The organism is Blautia sp. BCRC 81119, from assembly GCF_003184505.1.
Lineage (GTDB): Bacteria > Bacillota > Clostridia > Lachnospirales > Lachnospiraceae > Blautia_A > Blautia_A fusiformis.
In genome coordinates this window covers 39,455-55,116 of sequence record NZ_QJHD01000016.1, presented here as the reverse complement: position 1 = coordinate 55,116, position 15,662 = coordinate 39,455, and the positions used below count along the sequence as shown (strand labels likewise).

At 44.5% G+C, this 15,662-nt stretch carries 13 protein-coding genes; all 13 read left to right on the top strand.

All coding sequences use genetic code 11. The annotated features are described in order from the left end of the window. Positions 1-253 precede the first annotated feature (253 nt). The 13 genes from DMI82_RS10805 to DMI82_RS10745 all read left to right on the top strand — a co-directional run bounded on the left by DMI82_RS10805 (position 254) and on the right by DMI82_RS10745 (position 15,647). Positions 254-646 carry a hypothetical protein gene (locus DMI82_RS10805; protein WP_021650179.1) on the top strand — a complete coding sequence of 131 codons (393 nt, stop codon included), beginning with the start codon at positions 254-256 and terminating at the stop codon, positions 644-646. A gap of 64 nt (positions 647-710) precedes the next feature. Further along, a complete protein-coding gene (locus tag DMI82_RS10800) occupies positions 711-893 on the top strand; it encodes a CooT family nickel-binding protein (RefSeq protein WP_021975843.1) in 183 nt (60 codons plus the stop codon). Between the two features lie 23 nt (positions 894-916). Then, positions 917-1,849 (top strand): methylenetetrahydrofolate reductase, encoded by a 933-nt coding sequence (locus DMI82_RS10795; protein ID WP_059085931.1) that lies wholly within the window; start codon positions 917-919, stop codon positions 1,847-1,849. Between the two features lie 112 nt (positions 1,850-1,961). After that, positions 1,962-2,732 (top strand): ATP-binding protein, encoded by a 771-nt coding sequence (locus DMI82_RS10790; protein ID WP_021975845.1) that lies wholly within the window; start codon positions 1,962-1,964, stop codon positions 2,730-2,732. A 116-nt stretch (positions 2,733-2,848) separates the two neighbouring features. After that, on the top strand, positions 2,849-4,741 hold the full coding sequence (gene cooS / locus DMI82_RS10785; RefSeq protein ID WP_059085929.1) for an anaerobic carbon-monoxide dehydrogenase catalytic subunit: 1,893 nt from the start codon (positions 2,849-2,851) through the stop codon (positions 4,739-4,741). A 44-nt stretch (positions 4,742-4,785) separates the two neighbouring features. Continuing rightward, a complete protein-coding gene (locus DMI82_RS10780) occupies positions 4,786-5,559 on the top strand; it encodes an ATP-binding protein (protein ID WP_015525298.1) in 774 nt (257 codons plus the stop codon). Positions 5,560-5,576: 17 nt separating this feature from the next. Then, positions 5,577-7,706 (top strand): acetyl-CoA decarbonylase/synthase complex subunit alpha/beta, encoded by a 2,130-nt coding sequence (acsB, locus tag DMI82_RS10775; RefSeq protein ID WP_059085928.1) that lies wholly within the window; start codon positions 5,577-5,579, stop codon positions 7,704-7,706. Between the two features lie 172 nt (positions 7,707-7,878). Then, positions 7,879-8,820: an acetyl-CoA decarbonylase/synthase complex subunit delta gene (acsD, locus tag DMI82_RS10770; protein ID WP_015525297.1), complete on the top strand. Its 942-nt coding sequence runs from the start codon at positions 7,879-7,881 to the stop codon at positions 8,818-8,820. A gap of 21 nt (positions 8,821-8,841) precedes the next feature. Continuing rightward, complete coding sequence (gene acsC, locus DMI82_RS10765; protein WP_110103285.1) at positions 8,842-10,188, top strand: acetyl-CoA decarbonylase/synthase complex subunit gamma; 1,347 nt, start codon at positions 8,842-8,844, stop codon at positions 10,186-10,188. A 110-nt stretch (positions 10,189-10,298) separates the two neighbouring features. Continuing rightward, positions 10,299-11,084 carry a carbon monoxide dehydrogenase/acetyl-CoA synthase methytransferase subunit gene (acsE, locus tag DMI82_RS10760; RefSeq protein ID WP_015525295.1) on the top strand — a complete coding sequence of 262 codons (786 nt, stop codon included), beginning with the start codon at positions 10,299-10,301 and terminating at the stop codon, positions 11,082-11,084. A gap of 148 nt (positions 11,085-11,232) precedes the next feature. Beyond that, positions 11,233-13,173, top strand: coding sequence for a corrinoid activation/regeneration protein AcsV (gene acsV / locus DMI82_RS10755; RefSeq protein WP_110103284.1), 1,941 nt, complete (start codon positions 11,233-11,235; stop codon positions 13,171-13,173). Between the two features lie 27 nt (positions 13,174-13,200). Then, positions 13,201-13,863: a DUF3786 domain-containing protein gene (locus DMI82_RS10750; RefSeq protein ID WP_022427073.1), complete on the top strand. Its 663-nt coding sequence runs from the start codon at positions 13,201-13,203 to the stop codon at positions 13,861-13,863. A 98-nt stretch (positions 13,864-13,961) separates the two neighbouring features. Beyond that, complete coding sequence (locus DMI82_RS10745) at positions 13,962-15,647, top strand: formate--tetrahydrofolate ligase (RefSeq protein ID WP_015525292.1); 1,686 nt, start codon at positions 13,962-13,964, stop codon at positions 15,645-15,647. The last annotated feature ends 15 nt before the right edge of the window (positions 15,648-15,662 follow it).

Genomic DNA, 15,662 nt, shown 5'->3' with positions numbered 1-15,662 from the left:
AAAGCTTAGAGTTGGACAGACGTGCAGACTGGGTAATAAGTTGTGGTTTGAAAAGACTAACTTCGTTAAAAATGAAACAATCGAGTTAATTTACTGTCAAAGTTTTTGGAAAAATAGGAAAAACAGCATATAATTTTGGCTATATTTTATAATTATTTTCTTGATAATAACAGTGAAAAGATGTATAATGAATTTAATTGATAAATTCTTGTCATGAGAGTGTCCGCCCAGCGGATACAGGAAAGGGGTATTTATGCATTTAATCAAAGATGAGAATGGCAATCTTGTTCAGCATGGACATGCAGACAGCCATGAACATACACATGAGCACACCCATGAGGACGGTGTGACTCACAGCCATACACACAGCCATGCGGAAGGAGATAACCATTGTCATACACACGGTGATGGACACTGCGGTTCCTGCGAGAACGGTGACTGCAAGAATGAGACTGTAGCACTTCTTACCTACATGCTGCAGCATAACGAGCATCATGCCGCAGAACTTGATCAGATGGCTGACAATCTTAAGAAGCTTAACATGGATGCAGCTGCGAAGACGATCAAAGAGGCAGTTGCAGATTTTCAGAAAGGCAATATGAGACTTGGACTTGCTCTTACACTTGTTAAGGAAGAGTTGAAATAAAAACCGACAGAATAGTTTTGACAGCATAGTGGTTAAATGATGCCACTTATTTGGAGGAATGATTATGTGTCTTGCAACAGTATATAAGGAAGAAGATAATTCTGTGATCTTTAAGAATGTAAGCCGGATCGATGTGGACGGAAATAAATTGATCCTTCGAGATATCATGGGAGATGAGCGCGTGGTAGAAGGCAGTATCCTTATGGTGGATCTTGCAAACAGCATCGTGAAACTGCAGTGTGACTGATACAAATACGTGGAGGACGATCAATGAAATTATCTGAAGCAATGAGAGAAAAAATGCTGCTTTCCTTTGAACTTTTTCCGCCAAAGACAGAAAAAGGTATGGCAAACCTGCCGGGAACCATTGAACATCTCATGAAGTATAGACCGGAGTATATTTCCTGTACATACGGTGCCGGCGGCGGAAATGTCGGTGCCAACAGGGAAGTATGCCAGATGATCAGGAATGCAGGAACTGTTCCTGTAACACACTTCACAGTGATCAAGAACACAAAAGAAGGAATCAGACAGCAGTTGGAACAGTATCTGGCAGATGGCGTTGACCATATGCTGGCACTTCGCGGAGATATTCCACTTGGTGAGACAACAACCTGCGGAGACTTCAATTATGCGACAGACCTTGTTAAATTTGTCCGTGATGAATTTGGCGATAAGTTCGAGATCGCAGTAGCCGGTTCACCGGAAGGCCATATCGCATGCAGAAGCTTGGATGCTGATATTGCTGTTTTGAGACAGAAACAGGACAATGGTGCTGATTATATCATGACCCAGCTCTGCTGGGATATGGAACAGTTTAAATACTGGCTGGACGCTATCCGCGAGGCTGGAGTGACAATGCCTGTAGATGTTGGTGTAATGCCGATCCTGGATCAGGCAGCTACCATTAATATGGCTCTTTCACGTAACGGCTGTGTAATGGACAGTGAGCTTTGTAGGCTGATCTCCAGAAACTGGCTGTTCCCGAATCCGTTTAACGCTAAAGATGCTGATGGTAAACCATTTGACATGTTCTATGAGGACAAGGTTAAACGATTCAAAGAAGAAGGAATCGAATACACAATCAGACAGATCGATGAGTATCGCGCTCTTGGTGTTGACGGTATCCATCTTTATGCATTAAACAAATGGAAAGACGTATCCGAGATCATTGACAGATCCGGACTTCGTACACTTATCTAATCATCAACGAAATAAATAAGAATTCCGGCACGATGCGGAGGTGCCAGAACAGTATCAGGCACCTCCCTTATGCGCCGGCATAACAGATATAAAATCAGGAGGTGCCCGTTTTATGGCACATGTTATTGCAGTCGCCGGAAAAGGCGGCGTTGGAAAAACTACATTATGCGGAATGCTGATCCAGTATCTCTGCGAAAAGAAAAAAGGACCTGTACTGGCGGTAGATGCAGATGCCAATTCAAATCTGAACGAGGTTCTTGGCGTAGAAGTAGATACAACTCTTGGCGATGTACGTGAGGAGATCGCACATGCTGAGATGACAGAGAAAAGCCCGATCCCCAAAGGAATGTCCAAGGCAGATTATGCAGAGGTACGTTTCGAGGATGCTCTTGCTGAGGAAGATGATTACGATCTTCTTGTAATGGGAAGAACCCAGGGAAAAGGATGCTATTGCTTTGTAAACGGTCTGCTTCAGGCACAGCTTGCCAAATACCAGAAGAATTATCCATATATTGTTGTGGACAATGAAGCAGGAATGGAACATATCAGCAGAGGAATCCTTCCAAGTATGGAGACAGCAATCCTTGTAAGTGACTGTTCCAGAAGAGGAGTACAGGCAGTTGGAAGAATAGCAGAACTTATTAAGGAATGTGATATGAAGCCTTCCAGAGTGGGTCTTATTATCAATCGCGCACCAAAAGCAGAACTGAATTCCGGAATTCTTGAGGAAATCCGGAATCAGGGACTCGATCTGATCGGTGTGGTACCACAGGATGAAGCAGTTTATGAATATGACTGTGACGGGAAACCGACTGTTACTCTTCCTGAGGATAATCCGATGAGAAAAGCAGCTTTTGAAATTTTTGATAAATTAGGTTTATAATTAATATAAACCTTTTTTTAAAAAAGAGAATAACCCATGGGTGGGGATGGGTTCCTGCTCTGGGCTTATTATAAAAAGAAAAATAAAAATAGATGTGCTATTAAAGGAGGTCTATAATGAGTGAATTCAAATTAACTACAGTGGAGGAATTTGAAGCCGCTACAGCCCGTCTTCTCGAGACAGGTGCAAAGGTAGGAGCAGATGCATGGCAGATCCGTGCAAAGAACCAGACTCCGCACTGTAAATTCGGTGAGCAGGGTATTTGCTGCCGTATCTGTGCAATGGGACCGTGTCGTATTACACCGAAGGCTCCAAGAGGAATCTGCGGATGTGATGCTCATGGTATCGTAGGAAGAAACTTCCTTAAATTTACAGCCGGTGGTGCAGCTACTCACTCCGATCATGGTCGTGAGATCTGCCATACACTGTACTGTGCAAAAGAGGGCGGAAATTATCAGGTAAAAGATCCTGAGAAACTGCTTCGCATCGCTAAAGAGTGGGGCGTGGAAACAGAAGGCAAGGATATCTATGATCTGGCTCATGAGATGGCTGAGATCGGTCTTATGGAATATGGTAAACCGTTCGGATATCAGAGATTCCTTGACAGAATGCCTGCAGGACAGAAAGAAAAACTGATCGAGAACGAAATTGCACCACGTGCTATCGACCGTGAGGTTGCAAGCTCCCTGCATATGTCTCATATGGGATGTTCATCTCTTCCGGAAGCACTTGTAAAACAGTCTATTCGCTGCGGTCTGGCTGATGGATGGGGCGGTTCCATGATGGGAACAGAGTTCTCTGATGTATTATTCGGAACTCCGAAGCCACTTGATACAGAGGCTAACCTTGGAGTAATGGTTGAAGAGAACGTAAACATTGTTGTACACGGACATGATCCGAGTCTTTCTGAGATGATCTGTGAGTATGCAGACAGCAAAGAAATGATCGATTATGCAAAATCTGTAGGAGCAAAAGGAATCACCGTTTCCGGTGTGTGCTGTACTTCTAACGAGGTAGCTATGCGTCGTGGTGTTCCGATGGCTGGTAACTTCCTGCAGCAGGAGAACGTAGTACTGACAGGTGCCTGCGAGGCGATCGTAGTTGATGTTCAGTGTATCTTCCCTGCATTAGGACCTCTGAGCAAATGTTTCCATACTAAATTTGTTACAACTTCTCCGATCGCTCAGATGCCGGATTCTGAATTTATCAGATTCAACGCTGAGACAGCAGGAGAAAATGCAAAAGCAATCGTTAAGATGGCTATCGATAACTTCAAGAACAGAAAACCTGAGCTTGTACATATCCCGCAGCTGAAACAGAAAGCTACTGTTGGTTACTCAGTAGAAGCAATCGTCAAAGTTCTTGATGGTGTTACAAACTCTCAGGTTGACGTAACAGGAACAACCAAACCATTACTTGAGTGCATCACTTCCGGTGTTATCCGTGGTGCTGTTGCTATGGTTGGATGTAACAATCCTAAGATCCGTCCTGACTATGCACATATCGAACTGATGAAGAAGTGTATTGCAAATGATATCATTATCATCGCTTCCGGATGTTCCGCACAGGCAGCTGCTAAAGCTGGTCTGATGGACAAATCCGCAAGAGATCTCTGCGGTGCAGGTCTGAAACGTGTCTGTGAGCTGGCTGATATCCCACCAGTACTTCATATGGGATCCTGCGTAGATATCTCCCGTATGATGATCCTGGCTGCTGAACTTGCAAAAGATGCAGGACTTCAGATCAATCAGCTTCCTGTAGTAGGATGTGCTCCTGAGTGGATGTCTGAAAAAGCTGTATCCATCGGTAACTACGTAGTTGGTACTGGTATTGATACATTCCTTGGCGTTGATCCATATGTTTCCGGTTCTTCAGAAATGTGCGAACTTCTTACAGAGGGAACAAGAAAATGGACAGGTGCTGCTTACACAGTAGAGACAGACATCGAGAAATTAGTTGATCTTATGATCGAGAGAATTGAAGAGAAGAGAACAGCATTAGGAATCTAATCCGTTGCGATCTTTAAAATGTTATAAAAGGTGGAAGACGTAAAATGAAAATAGCAGTAACCGGTAAAGGCGGAGTAGGAAAGACAACTTTCGCAGCAACACTTGCAAGACTATACGCAGATGAGGGAAAAAAAGTCCTTGCGGCGGATGTGGATCCGGATGCGAACCTGGGTCTTGCCCTTGGATTTGACGAGGAAACCTTGGATTCTATTGTTCCAATCTCAAAAATGCGTAAGCTCATAGAAGAACGCACCGGAGCCAACAGCCAGAATCAGTTTTATAAACTGAACCCAAAGGTAGACGATATTCCGGATACTTATGGAAAAACCTGTAATGGCGTAAAGCTGCTTGTCCTTGGAACTGTGGAAACAGGTGGAGGCGGATGCGTCTGTCCTGAACATGTGATGCTTAAAAGAGTGATCAATAACCTTGTGATCCACAGAGATGATGTGGTGATCATGGATATGGAGGCCGGCCTGGAACATCTGGGCCGGGGCACCACGGAGAGCATGGATGAATTTATTGTAGTGATCGAACCAGGGGCAAGAAGTGTACAGACATATAAGAATGTCAAACGTCTTGCAAAGGATCTGGGAGTTTCTCAGGTTAAGGTCGTGGCCAATAAGGTAAGAAATCCGGAGGATGAGGAATTTATCCGGAGTAAGATCCCGGCAGAGGATCTGCTTGGAATGATCCACTACAATACAGAAGTTATAGATGCTGATCGTCAGGGAAAATCTCCCTACGATTTCAGTGAAACTGTAACAGCTGAAATCAGAAAAATCAAAGACAAAATTGATCAGAATTCAATTCTGTAAAAATAGGAGGTATTACAGTGACTTTATTTGATAGAGTATTCGGCGGAAACGATGCTGTATATGGTTTAACAGAGGGTGCTATTGACGGCGCGATCGCTCAGTATGGCGAAGACAAAGCTGTCAGCTTCCCGAATACCGCTTACAGCCTTCCTTGCTACTATGCTGTAACAGGAACAAAAGTTACAACATTAAAAGAATTAAAAGAAGCTCTTGGCGTTGTAAAAACACTTATGACAAGAGAGAAAAGACTGAACGATGCATTCATGTCCGGTGTTGCTACAGCACTCTGCGCAGAGTTCATCGAGGTTCTGAAATATATCGACGGAGCAACTCCTTACGAAGAGCCATGCTATGGACATCTTGGTGATGCTGTTATCCGTGAGCTCGGTGTACCGCTTGTAACAGGTGATATCCCAGGCGTTGCTGTTATCCTTGGTGCTGCTCCTACTACAGAAGAGGGTGTTGCTCTTGTAAAGAGCTATCAGGCACAGGGTATCCTGGTAACACTTGTTGGCGGAATCATTGATCAGGTTGCAGAAGCCGGAATGAAGACAGGTGCCAACGTTCGTGTTATTCCTCTTGGAAAAGATGTTACATCTGTTGTTCATGTAGTTTCCGTTGCGATCCGTGCAGCTCTGATCTTCGGTAACGTAACACCTGGAGATGCAGGAACACTTATGAAATACACAATGGATCGTGTACCGGCATTTGTTAACGCATTCAAACCTCTGGATGATGTGATCGTAGCATGCGGTGCAGGCGCTATCGCACTTGGATTCCCGGTTGTTACAAATGAGACAGAGAATATCTTCCGTGTACCGAAGAGCCTTATCGTTCAGGAGGACGTAAGCAAATTCAACGCTACTTCCCTTGAGGCACGTGACATTAAGATCAAAATTACAAATATCGATATTCCGGTTGCTTTCGCATCTGCATTCGAGGGTGAGATCATCCGTCGTAAAGATATGCAGGTTGAGTTCGATGGTTCCCGTGTAGACTGTGCAGAGCTTGTACAGACCTGCGATGCTTCTGAGATCGAGGATCACAAGATCACAGTAATCGGACCTGAAGTAGATGAGATGGAATTCGGCAGCAAGAACAGCATTGCATATGTTGTTAAAGTTGCAGGTAAGAATATGCAGTCTGACTTTGAGCCGGTTATCGAGCGTAAATTCCACAACTACATCAACTGTATCGAGGGTGTATACCATACAGGACAGCGTGATATGCAGCGTATCCGTATCAGCATTGAGGCATTTAATGCAGGCTTCAGAATCAAACATATCGGTGAGGTTCTTTATGCATCTGTTAAGAATGAGTTCGATGCGGTTGTTGATAAATGTGAGGTTGTTATCTATACAGATCCTGCTGAGTGTACAAGAATCCGTCATGAGGTTGCAATTCCGATCTTTGACAAACGTGATGAGCGTCTTGATACTCTGACAGATGAGTCTGTTGACGTATATTACAGCTGTATCCTTTGCCAGGCATTCGCACCAAGCCACGTATGTGTAGTAACACCTGAGAGACTTGGTCTTTGCGGTGCGGTTTCATGGCTGGATGCAAAAGCTACACATCAGCTTGACCCAGCTGGTCCTTGCCAGATCATCACAAAAGAGCGTCCGATCGATGAGAATCTTGGTTCTTATGAGGACGTTGATGAGGCAGTTCAGAAATTCTCCCAGGGTGCTCTGGAGCACGTTACACTGTACTCCATCATGCAGGATCCGATGACTTCCTGCGGATGCTTCGAGTGTATCTGTGGTATCGAGCCATTCTCCAACGGTGTTGTTATTGCTAACCGTGAGTATGCAGGCATGACACCACTTGGAATGACATTCCCTGAGATGGCATCCATGACAGGTGGTGGAGTTCAGACACCTGGATTCATGGGACATGGTAAACATTTCATTTCCTCCAAGAAGTTCATGAAGGCTGAGGGCGGTATCGAGCGTATCGTATGGATGCCGAAAGAACTGAAAGAATTCGTAGCTGACAGACTTAATAAGACTGCAAAAGAGCTTTACGGAATCGATAACTTTACAGACATGATCGGTGATGAGACGATCGCAGAAGATCCAGAGACACTGGTTGCATTCCTTACAGAAAAAGGACATCCGGCTCTCGGACTTGATCCGATGATGTAATTTATCCGGGAGAAAGGATGTGCGGACATCCTTTCTCCTGTAAACTGTTAAAAAGTTTGTTGATTTTTTAACAGAAATATAGTGCTGCATCTTGCCAATAACTGGTGCTATGTAGTATAATATAAGAAGCTCTGTAGTTTTTAATTATTATTTTTAAGGAGGCTAACGAAAAATGCCGTTTAATCAGAAACCACAAAAGTTCAATGCAAAGATTAATGCTGTCACAATCGGAAGCGGAGATAAGACTGTGACAATTGGTGGGGATTGTACATTCCCATTTTATTCCTTTGACGCAGAGTCAGAGAACTGCCCGAAGATCGGTGTAGAGATCTCTGATATGGGTCTTGAGGGCGTATCTGAAGGTATCAAAGCTTACTATGAAGGCGCTACTACAATGGCTGACATTGCTAAGAAAGCTGCAGCTATGGAGGGTGCTGACTTTGTTGCACTTATTCTTGAGGGCGGTGACCCGAACGGTGTTAACAAATCTATCGATGAGCTGATCGCAGTTGTTAAAGAAGTTGCAGATGCAGTTGACTGTCCACTGGTTGTAGAGGGCTGCAAGAATGTTGAGAAGGATGCAGAGCTCCTTCCGAAGGTTGCAGAGGCTCTTCAGGGCAGAAATGCACTGATCCTTTCCGAGAAAGAGGAGAACTACAAAGCAATCGGTGCAGCAGCAGGTCTTGCTTACAATCAGATCGTAGGCGCTGAGTCTGCCGTTGATATCAACCTTGCTAAACAGCTTAACGTTGTTACTACACAGCTTGGTGTAGATGCTAAGAAGATCGTTATGAATATCGGTAGTGCAGCAGTTGGTTATGGATATGAGTACGTAGTATCTACTATGGACCGTATCAAAGGTGCCGCTTTAGGGCAGAATGATAACATGCTGCAGATGCCTATTATTACACCTGTATCCGCTGAGACATGGAATGTTAAAGAGGCAATGGCTTCTGAAGCAGACATGCCGGCATGGGGACCACAGGACGAGCGTGGAATCGACATGGAAGTTGAGACAGCAGCAGCTGATCTTGCAGCTGGTTCTGATGCAGTTATCTTAAGACATCCGGAATCTGTTAAGACAATTTCCAAGCTGATCAAAGCACTTGCGTAATAAATAGGAGGATAAAGAGCTATGGCACTGAATGGTATTCAGATCTTTAAATTAACACCAAAGAAAAACTGTAAGGAATGTGGATGCCCTACATGTATGGCTTTCTCTATGAAAGTTGCACAGGGCGCTATGAAAATTGAGCAGTGTCCTCATATGTCCGAGGATGCATTAGCATCTCTTTCTGAGGCAACTGCACCGCCAATGAAAACTATCAAGATCGGAACAGGCGATGGAGAGTTTACACTTGGTGGAGAGACTGTTCTTTTCAGACATGAGAAGACATTTGTAAGCAAAACAAGATATGCCGTATCACTTTGCACATGCATGAGTGATGAAGAAGTAGAAGCAAAACTTGCAGAGATCCCACACGTTGACTATGATCGTATCGGTGAGAGAATGCATGTAGAGCTTGTGTATGTAAACTGCGATGGGAATGCAGATGCTGCAAAATTTACAGCACTTGTAGAGAAGGCTAAAGGTCTTGGAAGAACACTGATCCTTGGCTGTACAGATCCTGAGATCGCAAAAGCTGCCCTTGAAGTATGTAAGGACGGCAAACCGGTTCTTAACGGAGCAAACGCTTCCAACTACGAGGCAATGAGCAAGGTTGCTACAGATGCAGGCGTAGTTCTCGGTGTATCCGGTAAGGACATCAATGAGTTATATGATACTACAGCAGCTATTGAGAAACTTGGCAACAAGAATCTTGTACTTGATACAACAGGAGCTGACATCAAAGAGACCTTTGCAAATACTGTACAGGTTCGTCGTGCAGCTCTTAAGAATCAGGACAGAACATTTGGTTATCCTTCTATCGTTAACCTTGTTAAACTTGCGAAGGGTGACAAACATTTACAGGCAGCACTTGCTTCCATGTTTACTATGAAATATGGTTCTATCATCGTTATGGAGCAGATGACATATGCAGAGGCACTTCCGCTGTTCGGTCTTCGTCAGAACGTATTTACAGACCCGCAGAAGCCAATGAAGGTAGAACCGGGCATTTATCCTCTGAACGGAGCAGACGAGAATTCTCTCGTTGTAACAACAGTAGACTTTGCTCTTACATATTTCGTAGTATCTGGCGAGCTGGAGCGTTCCGGTGTTCCGCTTAACCTGGTGATCAATGATGCAGGCGGACTTTCCGTACTTACATCCTGGGCAGCAGGTAAATTCTCCGGAAACAGCATCTCCGAGTATATCAAAGAGAATGTTGAGCCGAAGGTTAAATGCAGAAGACTGGTTATTCCTGGTAAAGTAGCAGTTCTTAAGGGCGATCTTGAGGCTAAGCTTCCTGGATGGGAGATCATCGTAGGACCAAGAGAAGCAGTACAGCTTGTGAAATTCTTAAAAGACCTTGATGCATAAACTTAAGGTTTAAGAAATCAGCTGTCCGGCAATATCGCCGGCAGTTATAAACGGCTGTGCAGGTTTGCTGCACAGCCATATCCTACTAATATGTAAAGGAGAACACGAGTATGGCAAAATTTGTAACAATTGGGGAGAGACTTTCAACAACAGCACCGGCAGTAAATAAAGCATTTACTGAGAGAGATCCTGAGCCGATCATCAAAAGAGCAAAACAGCAGCTTGATGCGGGCGCTACATATCTTGATGTAAACATCGGACCGGCTGAGAACGATGGCGAGGACCTTATGAAATGGGCAGTACAGCTCCTTCAGTCTGAGTTTGACAATGTTCCGCTTGCTCTGGATACTACAAATCAGAAAGCTATTGAGGCTGGTATTTCCGTATACAACAGAAGCAAAGGTAAACCGATCGTAAACTCTGCAGATGCTGGAGACAGAATTTCCAATATCGACCTTGCAGCAGCTAACGATGCGATCTGTATCGCACTTTGCTCTTCCGGTATGGTTGCATCAGACAATGACGAGCGTATGATGCATTGCCAGAACATGCTTGAGAGAGGTCTTGGCCTTGGTATGGAAGCAGAGGATCTCTGGTTTGATCCGCTTTTCCTTGTTGTAAAAGGAATGCAGGACAAACAGATGGAAGTTCTTGAGGCAATCAAGATGTTCTCCGAGATGGGTCTGAACTCCACTGGCGGTCTTTCCAACAACAGTAACGGTATGCCAAAACATATCCGTCCGATCATGGACTCTGCTCTTGTAGCTATGGCTATGATGAATGGTCTTACATCTGCAATCGTTAACCCTAACGACCTTCGTCTTATGGAGACAATCAAATCCTGTGACGTATTCAAGGGTAACACACTTTACGCAGATTCTTACCTTGAGATCTAATTTGGCGTGTGAACAAAACAGGAGCGCTGTTTCAGAGGCTGGGGGCTTCGGCCTTCAGCCTCTTTTTTACTAATATAGTTTAGTCTAACTCCCAACGCCACAGGTGGAAGACGAATAACTTTTACGAGGCGAGAAAGGTGGTTGCCGAATGTTTAAGGTGACTTTTGCTTTTGAAAATGGCAGTACGGTAGAAGCATTTGCCAATGCGGGGGATAATTTACTGGAGGTTGCTCGTAGTGCCAATGTGGCTATCGATGCACCATGTTCCGGAAACGGAGCCTGTGGAAAATGTCGGGTACAGTTAAAAAGCGGAGAACTGGACTCAAAGAAAACTCTTCATATTTCGGATGAAGAATATGGCGCAGGCTGGCGTCTGGCCTGTATGAGCAAGATCAGTGCAGATGTGGAGGTTCTTGTTCCGGATATTGCATCCGCATATAAGAGCCGAATGAAAGTGGCTGATTTGAGCTCAAAAGAAGAAATCGCTATTTTTGAAAATGCCAAGCATGAAGTTGAGATGGCTGGCATAGAACTTACAAACAGTCTTGATGTTGTGGAACTTCAGATGGATATTCCATCACTGGATGATACCATGCCGGATAATGAAAGGCTGACCCGTGCACTTCAGAAGTTTATGAACCTGAAGCGTGTCAGAATTCCGTATGCGGTGCTTAAGAAGCTTCCAGATGTACTTCGTGAGAGTAAATTCTCTGTGAAGTGCGTGGTTCGTACAGCACCAAATGACATGTATGTTTATGATATTTTTGACAGTAAGAAAGATGTTGTGATCGGTGGTCTTGCTGTAGATATCGGTACCACAACCGTTTCGGCAGTCCTGATCAATATGGAAACAGGAGAGATCCTGGCCAAGAGTTCTTCCGGAAACGGACAGATCCGTTTTGGTGCGGATGTTATCAACCGTATCATCGAATCTCAGAAACCTGGCGGAAAAAAGAAACTTCAGGACGCGGTGATCAAAGAGACCATTAACCCGATGATCCATGAGATGTGCAGAAGCATTCATTTCCCGGAGAAACAGATCTACCGGATGTGTGTTGCTTCTAATACAACCATGAATCATCTGTTTGCAGGGATCAATGCGGATCCGCTTCGTATGGAACCGTATATTCCTACGTTTTTCAAAACAAATTCCTTGTTTGCATCGGATGTGGGAATTGAGATCAATCCGGATGCACATATTATCATGGCTCCGAATATCGGAAGCTATGTAGGTGGAGATATCACTGCCGGTACACTGGTAAGTATGATCTGGAACAGACCGGAATTTTCTCTGTTTATCGACCTTGGTACTAACGGAGAGCTTGTGTTCGGTAATTCCGATTTCATGATGAGCTGTGCATGTTCCGCTGGTCCTGCCTTTGAGGGTGGAGATATCAGCTGCGGTATGCGTGCTACAGACGGTGCTATTGAGGCATGTACCATTGATAAAGAAACTATGGAGCCGACATATAAGGTTGTAGGTGAACCTGGAACCAAACCGGTAGGACTTTGCGGTTCCGGTATCATTGATGTGATCAGTGAACTCTTTATGACAGGAATCATCAATCCGAAAGGCAAATTTGTCCGCGAGGGCAAGAGAGTCCGTCACGATCAGTATGGCATGGGAAGCTATGTGATCGCATTTGAGGATGAAGCAGGCTCTGTTAAGGATGTAGAGATCACAGAGGTAGATATTGATAACTTTATCCGTGCAAAAGGTGCTATTTTTTCAGCAATCCGTACCATGTTGAATTCTCTTGACTTCGATGTTTCCATGATCGACGATGTATACGTTGCCGGTGGAATCGGAAGTGGAATCAATATGGCTAATGCAGTGCATATCGGAATGTTCCCGGATATTCCTCTTGAGAAGTTCCATTACATTGGAAACTCTTCTCTTACAGGTGCTTATCTGATGCTTCATTCCACATCAGCAGAGAAGAAAACTTATGAGCTGGCTTCCAATATGACTTATCTGGAACTTTCCACAGTTCCTACGTATATGGACGAGTTTGTAGGTGCATGCTTTATTCCGCATACGGACACAAATCTGTTTCCGTCTGTTATGGAAGAACAGCAGAAGAGATAAAGCAGACTAAAACAGCAGAGGTAAAACATGGCTTTTAGTATAAATGACTTGAATTATGAAAAAGACAGCAAAGAAAGAATGCCCTGGGAGCATTATACAGAGGAGTTCGCTAAGGCAGACCCGGCAGAAATTGCCGGACGTCTTTCACTTCCTTATGACGAAGAGAAGAAAGAACTGACTCTGAAATTCCTGGGAAGCGTTTATTATATTTCCTGGCCGGATTTTCAGGTAACTCATGAGGAAGATGATGCGGGATTTTATCCTCTTGAGGAAATGCATTATGCAAAGATCCTTGCTATCCGTTTTCTGCTGAACGGGAATGTATCTCAGGGAAGCGGAAGGTTTAAAACATACAGGGAAATGCCCTGGGGAGAGGTTTATCTCCGTCAGTTTGATGGCAGGTGCATCAAACGCCTGGCTTTCACATACGGAAACAGACTTAAGGATTTCAAGGAAATCATGGAACACATCCATGCGGTTCCCGTGGATCATGGAGATATTGCATACCAGGTGGAGATCTTTCCGGGATATGTAGTTCAGATGATCCTCTGGGAGGGGGATGATGAATTTCCGCCGTCCTCACAGATCTTGTTTTCCGATAATTTTCCGGTTTCCTTTGCGGCTGAGGATATGGCCGTTATGGGAGACGTTATCATTGGGTCTTTAAAGGCATTTCTGAAATGTCTTTAAAAATGAAAAATAGTTAAGAACAGGATGGGACCTGTTTTTATAGAGATGCAGTTTTAAGGGATTAAAAACTGTAAAAATACCTAAAGGGAGGTAACATTATGGGATTTAAAAGTGACATCGAAATTGCACAGGAGTGCGAAATGCTTCCAATTACACAGATTGCAGAGAAGGCAGGTATTGACGACAAATATTTGGAGCAGTACGGTAAGTACAAAGCAAAAATTGATTACAATCTGTTAAAAGAGAGTGACAAGAAAGATGGTAAGCTGATCCTCGTAACAGCTATCAACCCGACACCTGCAGGAGAGGGAAAAACAACAACAACCGTTGGTCTTGCAGATGCAATGCAGAAAATGGGCAAAAAAGTAATGGTAGCTCTTCGTGAGCCATCCCTCGGACCGGTATTCGGTGTAAAAGGTGGTGCAGCAGGCGGCGGTTATGCACAGGTAGTTCCGATGGAGGATATCAACCTTCACTTTACCGGTGACTTCCATGCGATCGGTGCGGCAAACAACCTTCTTGCAGCAATGATCGACAACCATATCTTCCAGGGTAATGACCTGAACATTGACCCGAGAAAGATCACATGGAGACGTTGCGTGGACATGAACGACCGTCAGCTTCGTAATGTAGTAGATGGTCTTGGCGGAAGAACAAACGGTATGCCGCGTGAGGATGGATATGATATCACAGTTGCATCCGAGATCATGGCAGTTCTCTGTCTTGCAAGCGACATCAAAGACCTGAAAGAGAGACTTTCCAGAATCATCATCGGATATACCTATGGTAAAGTTTCCGAGCAGAAACCGGTAACAGCTGGTGATCTTCATGCAGAGGGTGCTATGACAGCACTTCTGAAAGATGCCCTGAAACCAAACCTTGTACAGACACTGGAGCATGTTCCTGCAATCGTACACGGCGGACCATTCGCAAACATCGCTCATGGATGTAACTCCGTAACAGCTACAAAGATGGCTATGAAACTTGCAGATTATGCTATCACAGAGGCTGGATTCGGTGCTGACCTTGGTGCAGAGAAATTCCTTGACATCAAGTGTCGTATGGCAGGCCTTCATCCAAGCGCAGTTGTTATCGTAGCTACTGTTCGTGCACTGAAATACAACGGTGGTGTTCCGAAGGCAGATCTGAACAACGAGAACCTTGAGGCTCTTGAGAAAGGTCTTCCAAACCTTCTGAAACATGTAAGCAATATCAAGAATGTATACAAACTTCCATGTGTAGTTGCTATCAATGCATTCCCGACCGATACCAAGGCAGAGCTTGACCTGGTTGAGGCAAAATGTAAAGAGCTTGGCGTTAACGTTGCACTTTCCGAGGTATGGGCAAAAGGCGGCGAAGGCGGCATGAAGCTTGCTGAGGAAGTAATCCGTCTTGTTGAGGAGCCGAATGACTTCACATATGCTTATGAGCTTGAGGGATCCATCGAGGATAAACTGAATAACATCGTACAGAAAGTTTACGGTGGTAAGAAAGTTGTTCTTACAGCAAATGCTCAGAAACAGGCAAAACAGCTGGAAGCACTTGGATTTGGCAACTGCCCGATCTGTGTTGCTAAGACACAGTACAGTCTGACTGATGATCAGACAAAACTTGGTGCACCGACAGACTTTGAGGTAACAGTACGTAACCTGAAGATTTCCGCAGGTGCAGGATTCATCGTTGCTCTGACAGGTGAGATCATGACTATGCCAGGTCTCCCGAAAGTTCCGGCAGCAACCAAGATCGATGTAGATGAGACAGGTAAGATCACAGGTCTCTTCTAATCGGAACATAAGATC